The following is a 16,105-nucleotide window of genomic DNA, read 5'->3' as shown; positions in this document are numbered from 1 at the left end:
AGGGGTCTGGCCGGCGTTCTACGACGTCAGCCAGGCCCGCCACGTCGGCAGCAGCGTGGCGATGAGTTCCAGCGGCGCCTCGGTGTTCGGCGAGTGCATCACGCCGCCGGGCAGCACGGCGAAGTCCGCGTCGAGGCGTTCGGCCATGTCGCGCTGGGTGGCGGGCGTCCACGCGTCGTCGGCGTCACCGCACACCACCAGACAGGGCGTGCCGGACGAGCGCAACGTGCGGGCTAGCTTCGCCACCTGGTCCGGTTCGTAGCGCAGGCCGTTGCCCATGCCGAGCAACGCGGCGGCGGGCGAGGCCAGGAACCGGTTGCGGTAGAAGTCCCTCAGCTCCTGCGGCAACGCCGCGTAGGCCGGGTTCTGCTGCGAGCGCAGCTCGTTCAGCTTCTGCGTGCCCTCGACGCCCTGCTCGGCCAGCACGTGCTCGCCGACGTCCAGCACCATCCGGCGTTCGCCGGCGGGCAGCTCGGACGGGCCCGTCGACATCAGCGTCAGACCCGCGATCGGCGCACCCGCGAACACCGCCGCCCGTGACACCAGACCACCGTAGGAATGGCCCAGCAGCAGCACTTTCCGGCCGTCCGCCGCGATCTTCCCGATCAGCTCGGCGATCACCGAACCCAGCGGAGCGGGACGGTAGAGCGCCTCGTCGTCCGGGCCGTCGGAGTCCTGCTGGCCGGGCAGGTCGATCGCGACGACCTCGAAACCCGCGTCCGCGATCGGATCGATCATCGGCGCGAAGTCCTCTTTGGACCCCGTGTAGCCCGGCACGAGCAGCACGGTCGTGCGCATCGCGTCGTCACCCATGGCGGGCGCGCGCAGCGCCGCGATCGTGCCGTAACGGCCCGGGAAGTCGACGCGTTGCGCCCGGTGCGGGCTGAGCTGCGAGTACACGAGCTGAACTATCGCAGCGCGACCAGGGTTTCGCCACGCTGCTCGAGCACAACGGGACCCGCTGTGGCGAGTTGCACAGGCCCGGTGTGGCCCTCGCGGTTCACCCGGAACGTGCCGACGACGGCGCCGGTGGCCTGTTCGAACACCCGCAGCCCGTCCTTGACCGGGATGAGCGCGCGGCCGGCGAGCGTGGTGCCCGCGCCGAGCGTGTCGTTGGCGGTCCACAGTGGAGTGAGCGTTTCCAGCGACAGCGAGACCGTGCGCGATCCGGTGAACCAGAAGGCGTTCGTCTTCGTCGTGAACACCCGTGAGACGTGGTTCGGCGGGTCGGTGAAGTCCGACTCCGGCACGTCGATCGGTGCCTCGTTGATCTGGTTGCCGGTCTCGGCGTCGTAGATCAGCACCCGGCTCGGGTTCGGCACGGCCACCGCGACGTACTTCTCGGTGATGGCCACGACCTGGGCGTTCTTCGCGCCGGTGACCGAACTGCCGAACACCTTGGGCTCGTCGGACTTGTCGGGGTTCGGCTTGAGGATCGTCACGCGGTCGGACGCGTCGTCCGGGCAGCGCTCGATCATCGCGAACTTGCCGGTCGTCACGGCCACCGAGCCGTACGTGCAGCCGACCCGCGGCTGCTTGTTCGGGTTCACGATCGCGCGCAGGCCGCCGTACTCCAGCGACCGCACCAGGTCGTCGCGCCGGTAGACCTCGACGAACTTCGACCCGGTCGTGATCAGGTGCGAACCCTCGTTGAGCAGCGCGGTGCCGGTCTCGGCGTCCCCGTTGCGCTGGGCCCGCCGCTCGCCGGTCACGCCGTCGAGCGAGGTGAGCTCCGAGCAGTTCGTGCCCTTGGAGTAGAGCGCCATCGCCCGGCCCCACGCCGTGCTGACCGTGCACAACGGCAGGTCGCGCGAGTACGTCCACCGCACGTCCCCGGTCAGCGGGTCGCGGCCGTTGACCTCGCCACCGGTGCCGGTGACGACGGTCGACGGCTTCTCCTCGCCGGTCTCCTTCGACGCGGTCTGCACGACCACGGGAGACAGCGTCGCGCCGCTCGCCGCTCGCCAGACCTCGGCGAGCGCGGGCGGCAGGTTCGCCACGTCGGGCAGCTGCTCGAACGACGACGGCCCGGTGACCGACGTCGTGGCGCGAGCATCACTGAACGCCCAGGTCAGCGCGGACGCGGTGATCGAGACTACGGCGATCAACGCGATGGCGATGAAGTCGGCGCGCGTGCGCCAGGACCGGGCGGGCGGGCGGTCCCCGACGGGCGCCGCGCTCTCGTGCGCGGGCTCGTCGAGGACGTCCTCGACCTCGGTGACGTCGGAACCGGGGGACGACATGGTGATCAGTCTGCCGAAGGAGCGGCCTGTTCGGCAGAGGTTCGACGACGCCGACGCCTGCGCGGCTTGTCGGAGGCGGCCTTCTCGGCCCCTTCGGGCGCGCTGACCTGCGTCTGCTCGCCACCCTCCGGCGTCACGCCTGCCCGGCTGCGCGTGCGCGACCGGGTCCGCTTCGGGCGGGTCTCCTCCGCCGCCTCCGGCGCCTGGCCCTCACCGGAGCGGGTGGAGCCGGTGCGACGACGGCGCTTGCGCTTGCCGGTGTCGAGCTGCTCCTCCTCTTCGGCGTCGAGACCCGCGCGGGTGCGGTGGCTGAGCGGCAGCCTGCCCGTCGAGCCGGTCGGGATGTCCAGGTCGTAGAACAGGTGGTCAGAGGTGGAGTAGGTCTCCACCGGCAGCGGCGCGCCGAGGCCGAGCAGGTCGTTGACCGACGCCCAGCGGTGCGTCTCGTCCCAGTCGACGAACGTGACCGCGACGCCCGTGCGCCCGGCACGGCCCGTGCGGCCGATGCGGTGGACGTAGGTCTTCTCGTCCTCGGGGCACTGGTAGTTGATGACGTGCGTCACGTCGTCGATGTCGATGCCGCGCGCGGCGACGTCGGTGGCGACCAGCACGTCGACCTTGCCGTTGCGGAACGCCCGCAGCGCCTTCTCGCGCGCGCCCTGGCCCAGGTCACCGTGCACGGCGGCCGCGGCGAACCCGCGTTCGGTCAGGTCGTCGGCGACCTTCTGCGCGGTCCGCTTGGTCCGCGCGAACACCATCGTCAGACCCCGGCCGCGGGCCTGCAGCGCGCGGGCCAGCATCTCCGGCTTGTCCATCGAGTGCGCGCGGTAGACGAACTGCGAGGTGTTCTCGTGCGTCTGGCCGGCGTCGTTCTCCTCGGCCCGGATGTGCGTCGGCTGGTTCAGGAACGTCCGCGCCAGCGTGATGATCGGGCCCGGCATGGTCGCGCTGAACAGCATCGTCTGCCGCTCGTCCGGAACCATGTTCAGGATGCGCTCGATGTCGGGCAGGAAGCCCAGGTCGAGCATCTCGTCGGCCTCGTCCAGCACCAGCATGCGGACCTTGCCGAGCACCAGGTGGCGCTGCTCCGCGAGGTCGAGCAGGCGGCCGGGCGTGCCGATGACGACGTCCACGCCCTTGCGCAGCTGGGAGATCTGCCGCTCGTAGGGGATGCCGCCGTAGATCGCGGCGACCTTCAGGTCGAGGTGCTTGCCGGCGTCGGTGAGGTCGTGCGCGACCTGGAGACACAGCTCACGGGTGGGCACGACCACCAGGGCCTGCGGAGTGCCGTCACCGGGCGACTCGACGCGGTGCAGCAGCGGTACGCCGAACCCGAGGGTCTTGCCGGTGCCGGTGCGCGCCTGGCCGATGACGTCGTCACCCGCGAGCGCGATGGGGAGCGTCAGCTCCTGGATGGCGAAGGTGCGTTCGATACCGGCTTCGCTGAGCGCCTTGACGATCTCGTCGCGGACTCCGAGCTCGGCGAACGACGGGGAAGTGGGTTGCACCGGGGCGTCTGCCAGCAACGGGTGCGACGTGTCTTCTTCGACGACTCCGGCCTCGCTGTGTTCCAGGAGAACCGGGTCCAGATGTGCTTCTACTTCAGCGGTCAGGGTGATCAGCCTCTCTCGTACCAAGCGCGTACGAGCCCTGCCGGGCCTCTCGACCGCGCTTGGAGGATCAGCTGCGGGAAAGGTGTACGCGCACCATTTCGTGCGCCTCGCGGCGGTTCGTCACACTCGTCACGCCGGGCGTCCAAGGCCATTCTACCTGCCAAGACACATTTGACTACTAGAGTTCGGTCTCATGGGTGTTGCGGAGGGTGTTGTCGATCTTCTGGGAGCGGTTGCATATGGTGAGCTCTCAGCCTTCGACCGGATGACTGAGGACTCGCGTTCGGCGCCGACACTGGCCGGGCGTGCCGCGCTCGCGCAGATGGCCGCCGCCGAGATCGGTCACTTCACGCAGTTGCAGAAGCACCTCGCCACCGAGGGCATCGCCATCGAGGACGCGATGGCGCCGTTCGTGAAGGGCTTCGACGCGTTCCACGAGTCGACGAGCCCCAAGTCGTGGCTCGAGTCGCTGGTGAAGGCGTACGTGGGGGACGGGCTCGCGGCCGACTTCTACCGCGAGGTGGCCACGTGGCTCGACGAGCCGACGCAGGAGCTCGTGCTCCACGTGCTCGCCGACACGGGTCATTCGGCGTTCGCTGAACGCGAAGTCCAGGCCGCCGTCGAGGCCGATCCGCGGGTGCGCGACCGGCTCGCGCTGTGGGGCCGGCGGCTGCTCGGCGAAGCGTTGACGCAGGCCCAGTACGTGGTGGCGGAGCGGGACGGCCTCTCGGAGCTGATCATCAGGGGGTCCGGGGACCTCGCCGGGATCGGTCAGCTGTTCCGCCGGCTTCAGCAGTCGCACGCGCGGCGCATGACGCAGCTGGGTCTCGGCTAGGTAGGCTCGGCCCTAGATTTTTCTCTTGAGCACGGAGGTCAGCGTGGAGGTCAGGATCGGCGTCGCCGACAGCGGGCGGGAACTCGTCGTGACCAGTGAGCTCAACCCGTCCGAGGTCGAAGCCCTGGTCGCGGACGCGGTGTCCGGCAAGTCCAGCGTGCTGTCGCTGGTGGACGCCAAGGGTGCGCGGTTCGTCGTGCCCGCTGGCCGCGTCGCGTACGTGGAGATCGGCCCGCAGGACTCGCGCAAGGTCGGGTTCGGCGCCTGAGTCAGCTAGCACGAGAAGGGCCCCGGTCATCGCGACCGGGGCCCTTTCTTTCGAGACCGCGCAGTATCGGGCACGGTCTCCGAACTCGCATTCCGGCGCCGCGTCACAGTCGCCTGAAGCGGTGAATGCGCTGGTAGAGGCATGTGCGCGCACATAGCGTGATCGGGTCGTCACGCTGCTGAGGAGTGCTATGCGCGCCGCCCTGCTGGCCTTGTTGCTCGTGGTTTCGGCAACGACTTTCTCGTTGCCCGCGCAGGCGTACCAGTCGCACGCCGCCGGGTCGTGGTCCTCGTCGTCGGGGCTGCCCGCGACCAACGCCTCCGCGCGGTCGACGCTGTCGTCCGGCACGCAGGTCACGGCGTCGGTGTCCGGGGCGAACCTGCGGCTGACGACGTTGAACTCGCCTCCCGGCGACCGGGGCGCGGTGCCCGGCAACTTCCGGCCGCAGATCCCCGCCTCCACGGCCCTGATCGGCCTGACGGCGGCGGCCACCGGGTGTCCCGCGTTCGTCGACTGCTTCAACCGGGGCACGCTGACGTTCTCGTTCAACCGGCCGGTGCTCAACCCGGTGCTGCACATCGCGGGCAGTGGCGCGACCATCGGCAACACCGGCAGCACCCACGTCGCGCACACGCTGACCTCGGGCGGAGTCACGCTGAGCGGGCCGCTCGACGGCGCGATGAACATGACGATCGGGCAGAACGGCACCCGCATCGAGGCGCCCAACCGCAACCTCAACGTCACGTGCAACACCAACGGCGCGAGGCAGGCCTCCGCGTCGTGCGGCAGCGTGAAGCTCAACGGCACCATCAGTTCCGTGAGCTTCCAGGTCGACATGCTCACCAACAGCAGCACGGCGACCGACGACTTCTACGTCGCGGGTGTGTCCGTGGACGAGGACTTCGGCGACGCCCCGGCGAGCTACGACACCGGTGCCGCGGCGAGTCACACGATCAGCGACCTCGTCCTGGGCTCGGGTGTGTCGGCCGACAACCCGACGGTGATCAACACCGGGTCGACGTCGCCGAGCCCCAAGGCCGTGGCGGCGGGCGCGGACAACAACCTGCCCAACGGTGACGACCTCGACGACGGCGTGGCGACGTTCCCACGCCTGGCCAGGTCGAACGCCGGCGAGGACTACTCGGTCGCGGTGAAGCTCTCCGGAGCCTCGCAATCAGGCCGCGTCTGCGCGTGGATCGACTTCAACGGCAACGGCACGTTCGACAGCGGCAACGAACGCGCCTGCACGGACTTCGGTGCCGGTGCCACGTCGGTCACGATCACCTGGAAGATCCCGGGAGGAATCAAGTGCGGCAACACCTACGCGCGCTTCCGGGCCAGCTACAACCTCGAGCAGGTGCGCAACGAGAAGGGCCTCGCGGACAGCGGCGAGGTCGAGGACTACCGCCTGCCGGTCGAGTGCCTGGACATCAAGAAGTCCACGACCAAGACCACCGCGAACCCCGGTGAGCAGGTGCCGTACACGGTCACCATCACCAACTCCGGCGCCACCGACGTCACCGGGCTGAGCGTGTCCGACGACCTCACCCAGGTGCTCGACGACGCCACGTTCAACAACGACCAGGCCGCGACCTCGGGCTCGATCTCTTACACCGCCCCGAAACTGACGTGGTCGGGTGACATCGGCAAGGGCAAGACCGTCACCCTCACCTACTCCGTCACGGTCAAGAACCCGATCACCGGCGACCACCAGCTGCGCAACGTCGTGGTCAGCAGCGCCGGCAACTGCCTCGTCGGCTCGACCGACCCCGACTGCTCGACCACGGTGAACACGCCGGGCCTGAAGATCGAGAAGTCGGTCGACCGCGCGTCGGCCAACCCCGGCGACACCGTCACGTACGCGGTGAAGGTCACCAACACCGGCAAGACGCAGCTCAACGCGATGTTCGTCGACGACCTGACCAAGGTGCTCGACGACGCCACCTGGGGCAGCGCAACGGCTTCTTCTGGCACGGCGAACTTCGTTTCCCCGAAGCTGACGTGGAACGGCGCGTTGGCCGTCGGTGCGTCCGCGACCATCACCTACACCGTCGTGGTCACCGGCAACGGCGACAAGCAGCTCACCAACGTCGTCACGTCCGACACGCCCGGCAACAACTGCGTGCCGAGCTGCACGACCGACACCCCGGTGTCCGGCATCAGCTTCGAGAAGAAGGCCGACAAGCAGTCGGTGAACCCCGGCGAGACCGTGACGTACACCGTCACCGTCACGAACACCGGCAAGACTCCTTGGCAGGGCGCCACTTTCACCGACGACCTGGCGCGCGTGCTCGACGACGCCGAGTGGGTGTCGGCCGAGGCGTCGTCCGGCACCGCCGAGTTCGTCGCGCCGAAGCTGACCTGGACCGGCAACCTGCCGATCGGCGGCTCCGCGACGGTCAGGTACGCGCTGCGCGTCACCAACCCGGTCAAGGGCGACTTCCAGCTGGACAACGCGATCACGTCCACGACTCCTGGTGGCAACTGCCCGCCCGGGTCGACGGATCCGAAGTGCGGCACCACCACTCCGGTCGCGGGCCTGAAGATCGAGAAGGCCGTCGACCGGCAGTCCGCGAACCCTGGTGACACCGTCACGTACACGGTCAAAGTCACCAACACCGGCAAGACTCCGTTGAACGCCACGTTCTCCGACGACCTGTCGAAGGTGCTGGACGACGCCGACTGGATCGGCACCAGCGCGGGCACGTTCACCTCGCCCGTGCTGACCTGGACCGGCTCGCTCGCGGTCGGTGGTTCGGCGACCATCACGTACACGGTCAAGGTGACCGGCAAGGGCGATCACCTGCTGGACAACGTGATCACGTCGACCACGCCCGGCAACAACTGCCCGGAGGGCTCGACGGACGCGGACTGCCGCACGTCGACGCCGGTCTCCGGGGTGGAGATCAAGAAGGAGGTCGACCGGCAGTCGGCGAACCCCGGTGACACCGTGAAGTACACGGTCACCGTCCGGAACACCGGCAGGACGCCGCTCGCCGCCTCGTTCGCCGACGACCTCACCCAGGTCCTGGACGACGCGACCTGGGGCTCCGCAACGGCTTCTGCGGGCACCGCGAACTTCGCCGCCCCGACGCTGACCTGGACCGGCGCGCTGGCGGTCGGGGAGTCGGCGACGGTCACCTACACCGTGGTCGTGACCGGCAAGGGCGACAAGCAGCTCACGAACGTCGTCACGTCCACCACGCCCGGCAACAACTGCGTGCCGAACTGCACGACGACCACTCCGGTGTCCGGCGTCGAGTTCGAGAAGGCGGTGGACCGCGAGTCGGCCAAGCCCGGCGACGTCGTGAAGTACACCGTGACGGTCCGGAACACGGGCAAGACCCCGGTCGCGGGCGCGACCTTCACCGATGATCTGTCGAAGGTGCTGGACGACGCCGAGTGGGTTTCCGCCGAGGCCTCAACGGGTTCCGCGACGTTCACCGCGCCGAGGCTGACCTGGACCGGTGACCTCGCGGTCGGCGGCACCGCCACCGTCACCTACACCGTGAAGGTCGGCGACCCGCAGGACTTCAAGCTGGACAACGTGATCACGTCCACCACGCCCGGCGCCAACTGCCCGGGCGGGGACAAGTGCTCGACCAGCACGCCGATCGCCGGTCTGCGCATCGAGAAGTCCGACGACCGCGACCAGGTCGTGCCGGGCGACACCGTGACGTACACGATCAGGGTCACCAACACCGGCCAGACCGTCCAAACAGGAGCGTCGTTCACCGACGACCTGACGCAGGTGCTGGACGACGCGCGCTACAACGACGACGCGCAGGCCACGGTCGGTGCCGTGACGCTGGTGTGGCCGCGGCTGGAGTGGAAGGGCGACCTGCCGATCGGCGGCACCGCCACGATCACCTACACGGTGACGGTGAAGAACCCGAACCCCGGCGACAAGAAGCTCAACAACAAGATCACCTCGGACACCCCGGGCAACAACTGCCCGCCGGGCTCGAAGGATCCGTCGTGCAGCACCGAGACGCCCGGCCGCGAGCTGACGATCGAGAAGAAGGTCGACCGGCAGGCCGCGAACCCCGGCGACACCGTGACCTACACGCTGACGATCACCAACACCGGCCAGGTGCCGCTGACCGGCGAGAAGGTGACCGACGACCTGTCCGGCGTGCTCGACGACGCCACCTGGGTGTCCGGGCAGGCCACGCCGGGCACCGTCGCGCTGGTCGCGCCGACGTTGACGTGGACCGGCGACCTGGCGATCGGCGCCACGGCCACCGTCACGTACGTCGTGCGCGTCGACGACCCGATCAAGGGCGACCACAAGCTGGTCAACCGGGTCAGCACCGAGGTGCCCGGCAACTGCCCGCCGGGCTCGACCGATCCGAAGTGCTCGACCACGACCCCGTTGCCCGGCATGGAGATCGTGAAGACGGTCGACCGGAAGTCCGCGAACCCCGGTGACGTCGTGACGTACACGGTGACCGTGCGGAACACCGGCCAGACCGAGCTGAACGCCTCGTTCCGCGACGACCTGACCAAGGTCCTGGACGACGCGACGTGGGGCGGCACGAGCGCGGGCACGTTCACCTCGCCCGTGCTGACCTGGAACGGCACGCTGCCGATCGGCGGGTCGGCGACGATCACGTACACGGTCGTCGTGACCGGCAAGGGTGATCACGAGCTGACGAACGTCGTCACCTCCGACACCCCCGGCAACAACTGCGTGCCGAACTGCACGACCACGACCCCGGTCTCCGGCGTGGAGATCAAGAAGACCGCCGAGCCCGCGTCGACCAAGCCGGGCGACGTCGTGACGTACACGGTGACCGTGCGGAACACCGGCAAGACCGTGCTCGACGCGTCGTTCCGCGACGACCTGACGGGCGTGCTGGACGACGCCACGTGGGTCGGCACGAGCGCCGGTGTGTTCGTCGCACCGGTGCTGACCTGGTCCGGGCAGCTGGCCGTGGGGGAGACCGCGACCGTCACGTACACGGTCAAGGTGACCGGGGCCGGTGACAAGCGGCTCAAGAACGTCGTCACGTCCGAGACGCCCGGCAACGACTGCGTCGACGGCTGCACGACGGACACGCCGGTGGCTTCGTTGAAGCTGGTGAAGAAGGCCGATCCCGCGACGACGAAACCCGGTGACACCGTCACGTACACGGTGACGATCACCAACACCGGCCAGACCGTCCACAGTGGAATCTCGGTGTCGGACGACCTGAGCGGTGTGCTGGACGACGCTTCGTGGAACGGCGATCAGGCGGCGTCGGCGGGTTCGGTGTCGTTCGCGGCACCTCAGCTGACGTGGACCGGCTCGCTCGCTGTCGGTGCGTCGGTGACGGTCACGTACTCGGTGAAGGTGACGGGTGCGGGGGACAAGCGGCTGAAGAACGTCGTGTCGTCGGAGACTCCCGGCACCGACTGCTCCGAGGGCTGCACGACCGACACTCCCGTGGCGGGCCTGGAGATCGTGAAGGCGGTCTCGCCCGGAAACCCGGTGCCCGGTGACGTCGTGACGTACACCGTGACCGTGCGGAACACCGGCCAGACCGCGCAGAACGCCTCGTTCCGCGACGACCTGACCGGCGTGCTCGACGACGCGACCTGGAACGACGACGCGGCGGCGACCGTGGGCGAGGTGACGTTCGCGGCGCCTCAGCTGACCTGGACCGGTGCGCTGCCGATCGGGTCGCAGGCCGTGATCACGTACTCGGTGCAGGTGACCGCGGCTGGTGACCACCTGCTGAACAACGTCGTCACGTCCGACAACCCCGGTGGCAACTGCCCGCCGGGATCGACGGACCCGAAGTGTTCGACCTCGACCCCGTTGCCGGGCATGGAGGTCAGCAAGTCCGTCGACGTGGAGTCGACCAAGCCGGGCGACACCGTCACGTACACGGTCACCGTCCGGAACACCGGCAAGACGAAGCTCGACGGGGCGACGTTCTCCGACGACCTGAGCAAGGTGCTGGACGACGCGACGTTCGGGACCTGGTCGGCGTCGAGCGGCACGGTGACGGTCGCCGCGCCGAAGCTGACCTGGACCGGCGATCTGCCGGTCGGCGCGACGGCGACCGTGAAGTACACCGTCGTCGTGCAGAACCTGGTGACCGGCGACTTCAGCCTCGACAACGTGGTGACGACCGACACGCCGGGCGGGAAGTGCGTCGACTGCACGACTTCGACTCCGATCGCGGGGCTGAAGCTGGTGAAGACCTCTTCGGCGGCCTCGACCAAGCCCGGTGACGACGTCGAGTACACCGTCGTGATCACCAACACCGGCAAGACGGTCCACAGTGGAATCACGGTCACCGACGACCTGAGCGGTGTGCTGGACGACGCGACGTGGAACGGTGACCAGGCGGCTTCTGGCGGCTCGGTGTCGTTCGCGGCGCCTCAGTTGACGTGGACCGGTGACCTGGCGGTCGGTGCGTCGGTGACCGTCACGTACTCGGTGAAGGTGACGGGTGCCGGCGACAAGCGGCTGAAGAACGTGGTGACGTCGGACGTGCCGGACACCGACTGCTCGGACGGTTGCACCACGGACACCCCGATCGCCGGCTTCCAGATCGTGAAGAAGGCTGACCGGGCCGAGGCCAAGCCGGGGGAGAAGGTCACGTACACGATCGTCGTCACCAACACCGGCGCGACGATGCTGCGCGACGCGGAGTTCGTCGACGACATGACCGAGGTGCTCGACGACGCGACCTACAACGGTGACGCGGCCTCGACTTCGGGGCTCGCGGTCTACGCGGCGCCTCGGTTGACGTGGAAGGGCGACCTCGCCCAGGGCGCGTCCGCGACGGTCCGGTACTCGGTGACCGTCACGAGCAAGGGCGACCTGCGGCTGAAGAACGTCGTCACGTCCGACACCCCCGGCTCGAACTGCCGCGAGGGCTGCTCGGTCGAGGTGCTGGTGCCGCGGCTGGAGATCGTGAAGAAGGTCGACCGGACGTCCGCGAAACCCGGCGACCTCGTCAGCTACACCGTGACGGTCACGAACACCGGCCAGACCACGTTGGCCCCGGCCACGTTCGTGGACGACCTGAGCGGCGTGCTGGACGACGCGTCCTTTGTGGACACGAGTGCCGGGACGTTCAGCAAGCCGCGGTTGACGTGGAGTGGCGAGCTGGCGATCGGCGCCACGAAGTCGGTGACGTACCGGGTGCGCGTGAACGACCCGCCGACCGGCGATTTCAAGCTGCGCAACGTGGTCACGTCGGACACGCCGTCGAACTGCCCTGACGACTGCGTGACCGAGACGCCGGTGTCCGGGCTGGAGATCGTGAAGAAGGCGGACCGGGCGCAGGCCAAGCCGGGCGACCGGATCACCTACACCGTGACCGTGCGGAACACCGGGCAGACACCGGTTTCCGCGTCGTTCGACGACTCCCTGGCCGACGTGCTGAAGCACGCGACCTGGGGCGGCACCGACGCGGGCACGTTCGCGTCACCGGTGTTGAGCTGGAGCGGTGAGCTGGCGGTCGGTGCTTCGGCGACGGTCACGTACTGGGTGACCGCCTCGGGTGCCGGGGACCTGCGCAACGTCGTGACGTCGGACGTGCCGGGTTCGAACTGCAAGCCCGGCGGGTCCGATCCCCGCTGCTCGGCGACCGTGAAGGTGCGGGATGACTCGCCGATCGCGTGGACCGGTTTCCCGGCTCTGCCGTTGGCGGCGTTCGGTCTGATCCTGCTGGTCGTGGGTGTGTGGATGAGGCGCCGAGCCTAGTGCTCGGCGGGTTCCTCGATCTTGTAAGGCGGAGTGGAGATGCCACCGACCCGGTACCGGCCCCACGGGTCCTGGTCGGTGAGCGTCCCCTCCGCCTGCCCGGTGGGGGTGCGCAGCAACGCGGACCGCGCGCCGCCTTCGACCCGGCTCGTGACGTCGTCGTTCTTCTTCACGCGGCCGTACCAGTGGTAGCGGCCGTCGATCGGCTGGAAGTAGCCCCGCAGTTCGACCTCGACGGCGACCTCGTCCTCGCCGAACACGAGCGTGGCGGCGCCGGTGTAGCCCTCTTCGTCGTGCTCGTGCTCGCTCATCAGTCCACCAATCGCAGAGGGGTGAGTGGCGTTGCGGGGTCGATCTCGACCCCTGCCGATCGCAGCAGTCCGTCGAGGGCGTGCCAGATGATCGTGGCGAGGTAGTCGCTCAGGTTCGCGCGGGACATGGTCTGGCGGTCGAGCCACCAGTCGCCGGCGTTCTGCACCATGCCGACCAGCGCGTGCGCCCACGGCTCGGCACCGCCGGAGTCCATGTCGAACGCGCGCAGGTAGTCGCCGATGAGGCGGGCCAGCGTCGCGGCGATGAGGTTCTTGTCCTCCGCCACCACGTCCTTCTCGACCGGCCGGTCCGCGAAGGAGCCCTTCACGACGAACCGGTAGAGGTTCGGGTTCTCCTCGATGACCGACAGGTAGGCGTCGACGATGTTGGTGATGCGGTCGCGGATCGAGCCCTCCGCGGCGAGCGCGGGCCCCATCCGGTCCATCAGCACCTCGGTGGCCTTCTGACCCACTGCCAGGTACAGGTCGGACTTGTCGGTGAAGTGCCGGTACAGCACGGGTTTGCTGACGCCGGCCTCCGCGGCCACGTCGTCCATGCCGACGTCCGGCCCCTTCTTGGCCACCACGGCGATCGTGGCCTCGACGAACTCCGCCCGGCGCTGCTCGCGATGACCCTTCCACCGCTCACGTCGCGCGTCCGGCCCCTTGACAGTGCGTGCCATGTGACGCACGCTACCAGAAGTAACCGTTACCTCAAGTAACACTTACCGGGGAGGGCAATCGATGAGGGTCGCCGATCGGGAGAAGACCGCGGAACGGCTGCTCAAGTCGTCCGCCGAGAAGTTCTACGACCCCGAGGTGGACATCGACTGGTCCGCACCTCTGGTGGACGGCCTCTTCTACATCCCTGAACAGCGCATTTCGCTCTACGGCACGCCTCTCTACGACACGTTGACCCAGGAACAGCGCATCGAGCTGTCCAAGCACGAGCTCGCGTCGATCGCGTCCGTCGGCCTGTGGTTCGAACTGCTGCTCATGCAGATGCTGGTGAAGGTCGTCTACAACACCGACCCGACCTCGCGGCACGCCCAGTACGCGCTCACCGAGGTGGCCGACGAGTGCCGGCACTCGACGATGTTCGCGCGCCTGGTCGAACGCATCGGCTGCCCGCCCTACGGCCCGAGGCAGCACACGCACCGACTGGGCAAGCTGCTGCCGACCATCGGCTACGGCCCCGCGATGTACGGCTCGATCCTGGTCGCCGAGGAGATCCTCGACCGCCTGCAGCGCGAGGCGATGAACGACGAGACCGTGCAGCCGCTCGTGCGCATGGTCAACCGCATCCACGTGCTCGAAGAGGCCCGCCACGTCCGCTTCGCCCGCGAGGAGCTCACCCGCGGCATGGAAGGCCTGCGCGGCTTCGAGAAGCCGTACCAGAAGTGGCTCATCGCGACCGTGTCGATGATGATCACCCGCACGATCATCAACCCCGAGGTCTACGCGGCCGTCGGTCTGGACGTCCGCGAGGCCCACCGCCAGGCGCTGGGCAACCCGCGGTTCCAGGAGACCATCCGCTGGTCGGGCGAACGGATCATGTCGTTCCTGCAGGAGGCCGGACTCGTCGGAAAGCCGGGGATGCACGCATGGCGTCGCTCGTTCTTGATCGTCTGAAGATCGTCACGTCGGGGCCTTCGTCCTCCGACGTGACCGCTGTGTTGCTGCACGGCTGGACCATGGATCTGACCACCTGGGACCGCGTTGCCGCCGCACTGCCTGGCCGGGTGGTGCGGTACGACGTGCGCGGCCACGGTGGGTCTTCGGGTTCCGGGACCATTTCCGAGCTGGCCGATGATCTGGCTGCCGTGCTGGAGTCCGTTGCGCCCACCGGGCGGATCGTGCTGGCCGGGCATTCGCTCGGCGGCATGACGATCATGGCGTTGGCCGAGCAACGGCCAGAGTTGTTCTCGCGGGTGTCCGGGGTGGCGTTGATCGCGACCTCGTGCGGGAACCTGCCCCGGCAGCTCGCGGTGGAGCGGCTGGCCGGGAAGTGGCTGGGCAAGCGGGCTCGGGTCGGGTTCGGGCGGGTGATCACACCCGGGCTGCGGGTGACGTTCGGGCGTCGGCCGCGCTGGGCTGATGTGCGGGCCGCCGCGGCGATGGCCGGGAACACCTCCGGGGAGGCGTTCGTCGGGATCCGGGAGGAGCTCACGCTGCATCAGCGGCGGGAGGCTTTGGCTGTTCTGTCCGACATTCCGACGGTGGTGATGGCCGGGTCCTGGGACGTGCTGACGCCGATGCGGCACTCGCGGGTGCTGGCGGAGGCGTTGCCGTCGGCCGAGTTCGTGATCTACCCGAGGACCGGGCACATGTTGCCGTTGGAACGGTCAGAGGACGTGGCGAGACGCATAGCCGCGCTGATGTGAAAAAGGGCCCGCACTCGCGGGCCCTTTTTTCGTGCGGTCAGTGCTGGAGCGGGAACCCGCCGCCGATGCCGCGCCAAGCCAAGTTGGAGATCAACGCCACCGCGTCCTCCTTGGGCACGCGCCGGTTGTCCGCCAGCCAGGACCGGGCGGTGACCTGCGACAACCCGACCAGCCCGACGGCCAGCAACCGAGCCCGTTCCTCGTCCAGCCCGGCATCGGCCGTGATCGTCTCGGTGATCGCGTCGACCGAATCGGTGGTCGCGCGTTCCACGGCCGACTGCACGGACGGCTCCGAGCGGAGGTCCGACTCGAACACCATGCGGAACGCCTGGCCCTCGCCGTCCACGAAGTCGTAGAAGGCGGCCACGGCGGCGCGGACGCGGAGCTTGTTGTCGGACGACGAGCCGATGGCCGTGCGGACGCGGCCGACCAGCTCGTCCACATGGGACTCGAGGAGTGCCATGTAGAGCTCGAGCTTGCCCGGGAAGTGTTGGTACAGCACCGGCTTCGACACGCCTGCTCGCTCGGCGATCTCGTCCATCGCCGCGGCGTGGTAGCCGTTGGCGACGAACACGTCCTGCGCGGCCGCGAGAAGTTGCGCGCGGCGGGCGGTGCGCGGCAGTCGAACGCCCCTGCCTGCGGGTGCGCTCTGCGCCGTCTCCGTCATGGTGCCTCCAGCACGAGTGATGCGCCGTCGGAGAGGGGTTGCCTGACCGAGGCTGAGCGCAACCTTACTCGCTGGTAGC

11 protein-coding genes are annotated in these 16,105 nt (G+C 68.8%); 5 read left to right on the top strand and 6 right to left on the bottom strand.

Annotated elements, in window-relative coordinates; all coding sequences use genetic code 11:
• Positions 1-18: 18 nt before the first annotated feature.
• From JNUCC0626_RS28100 to JNUCC0626_RS28090, 3 genes are read right to left on the bottom strand one after another with little or no spacing between them, the layout of a single operon-like run.
• Entirely contained in the window at positions 19-900 is an 882-nt protein-coding gene (locus JNUCC0626_RS28100) for an alpha/beta fold hydrolase (protein ID WP_394613758.1), read from the bottom strand.
• Between the two features lie 8 nt (positions 901-908).
• A complete protein-coding gene (locus JNUCC0626_RS28095; protein ID WP_394613757.1) occupies positions 909-2,243 on the bottom strand; it encodes an Rv3212 family protein in 1,335 nt (444 codons plus the stop codon).
• A gap of 5 nt (positions 2,244-2,248) precedes the next feature.
• The gene (locus tag JNUCC0626_RS28090) at positions 2,249-3,865 is read right to left on the bottom strand and encodes a DEAD/DEAH box helicase (protein WP_394622118.1); all 1,617 of its coding nucleotides are present in this window, start codon (positions 3,863-3,865) and stop codon (positions 2,249-2,251) included.
• Positions 3,866-4,049: 184 nt separating this feature from the next.
• Here JNUCC0626_RS28090 and JNUCC0626_RS28085 point away from each other — a divergent pair, with 184 nt between their 5' ends.
• The 3 genes from JNUCC0626_RS28085 (at position 4,050) to JNUCC0626_RS28075 (ending at position 12,664) form a co-directional block, all read left to right on the top strand.
• Positions 4,050-4,691, top strand: a complete 642-nt coding sequence (locus tag JNUCC0626_RS28085) for a ferritin-like fold-containing protein (protein WP_382440228.1) — start codon at positions 4,050-4,052, stop codon at positions 4,689-4,691.
• 43 nt (positions 4,692-4,734) lie between these two features.
• Entirely contained in the window at positions 4,735-4,959 is a 225-nt protein-coding gene (locus JNUCC0626_RS28080) for a DUF3107 domain-containing protein (protein WP_285646894.1), read from the top strand.
• 190 nt (positions 4,960-5,149) lie between these two features.
• A complete protein-coding gene (locus JNUCC0626_RS28075) occupies positions 5,150-12,664 on the top strand; it encodes a DUF7507 domain-containing protein (RefSeq protein ID WP_394613756.1) in 7,515 nt (2,504 codons plus the stop codon).
• Here the strand turns inward: JNUCC0626_RS28075 and JNUCC0626_RS28070 are convergent.
• Together JNUCC0626_RS28070 and JNUCC0626_RS28065 are read right to left on the bottom strand one after the other, a co-directional pair.
• Positions 12,661-12,975 (bottom strand): DUF4873 domain-containing protein, encoded by a 315-nt coding sequence (locus tag JNUCC0626_RS28070; RefSeq protein ID WP_394613755.1) that lies wholly within the window; start codon positions 12,973-12,975, stop codon positions 12,661-12,663. The two genes, JNUCC0626_RS28075 and JNUCC0626_RS28070, sit on opposite strands and share 4 nt — an antisense overlap.
• On the bottom strand, positions 12,975-13,658 hold the full coding sequence (locus JNUCC0626_RS28065) for a TetR/AcrR family transcriptional regulator (RefSeq protein ID WP_394613754.1): 684 nt from the start codon (positions 13,656-13,658) through the stop codon (positions 12,975-12,977). The genes JNUCC0626_RS28070 and JNUCC0626_RS28065 overlap by 1 nt, the downstream gene beginning before the upstream one ends.
• A 61-nt stretch (positions 13,659-13,719) precedes the next feature.
• Here JNUCC0626_RS28065 and JNUCC0626_RS28060 point away from each other — a divergent pair, with 61 nt between their 5' ends.
• Both JNUCC0626_RS28060 and JNUCC0626_RS28055 read left to right on the top strand, forming a co-directional pair.
• Positions 13,720-14,607: an AurF N-oxygenase family protein gene (locus JNUCC0626_RS28060; protein ID WP_394613753.1), complete on the top strand. Its 888-nt coding sequence runs from the start codon at positions 13,720-13,722 to the stop codon at positions 14,605-14,607.
• Positions 14,580-15,359: an alpha/beta fold hydrolase gene (locus JNUCC0626_RS28055; protein WP_394613752.1), complete on the top strand. Its 780-nt coding sequence runs from the start codon at positions 14,580-14,582 to the stop codon at positions 15,357-15,359. The genes JNUCC0626_RS28060 and JNUCC0626_RS28055 overlap by 28 nt, the downstream gene beginning before the upstream one ends.
• Positions 15,360-15,396: 37 nt before the next feature.
• Here JNUCC0626_RS28055 and JNUCC0626_RS28050 read toward each other — a convergent pair whose 3' ends face one another.
• A complete protein-coding gene (locus JNUCC0626_RS28050; RefSeq protein WP_394613751.1) occupies positions 15,397-16,026 on the bottom strand; it encodes a TetR/AcrR family transcriptional regulator in 630 nt (209 codons plus the stop codon).
• Positions 16,027-16,105 lie beyond the last annotated feature (79 nt).

Origin of the sequence: Lentzea sp. JNUCC 0626, from assembly GCF_043632865.1 — a bacterium.
In the GTDB taxonomy this organism is placed as follows: Bacteria; Actinomycetota; Actinomycetes; order Mycobacteriales; family Pseudonocardiaceae; genus Lentzea.
This window is presented reverse-complemented; position numbering and strand designations above follow the sequence as displayed.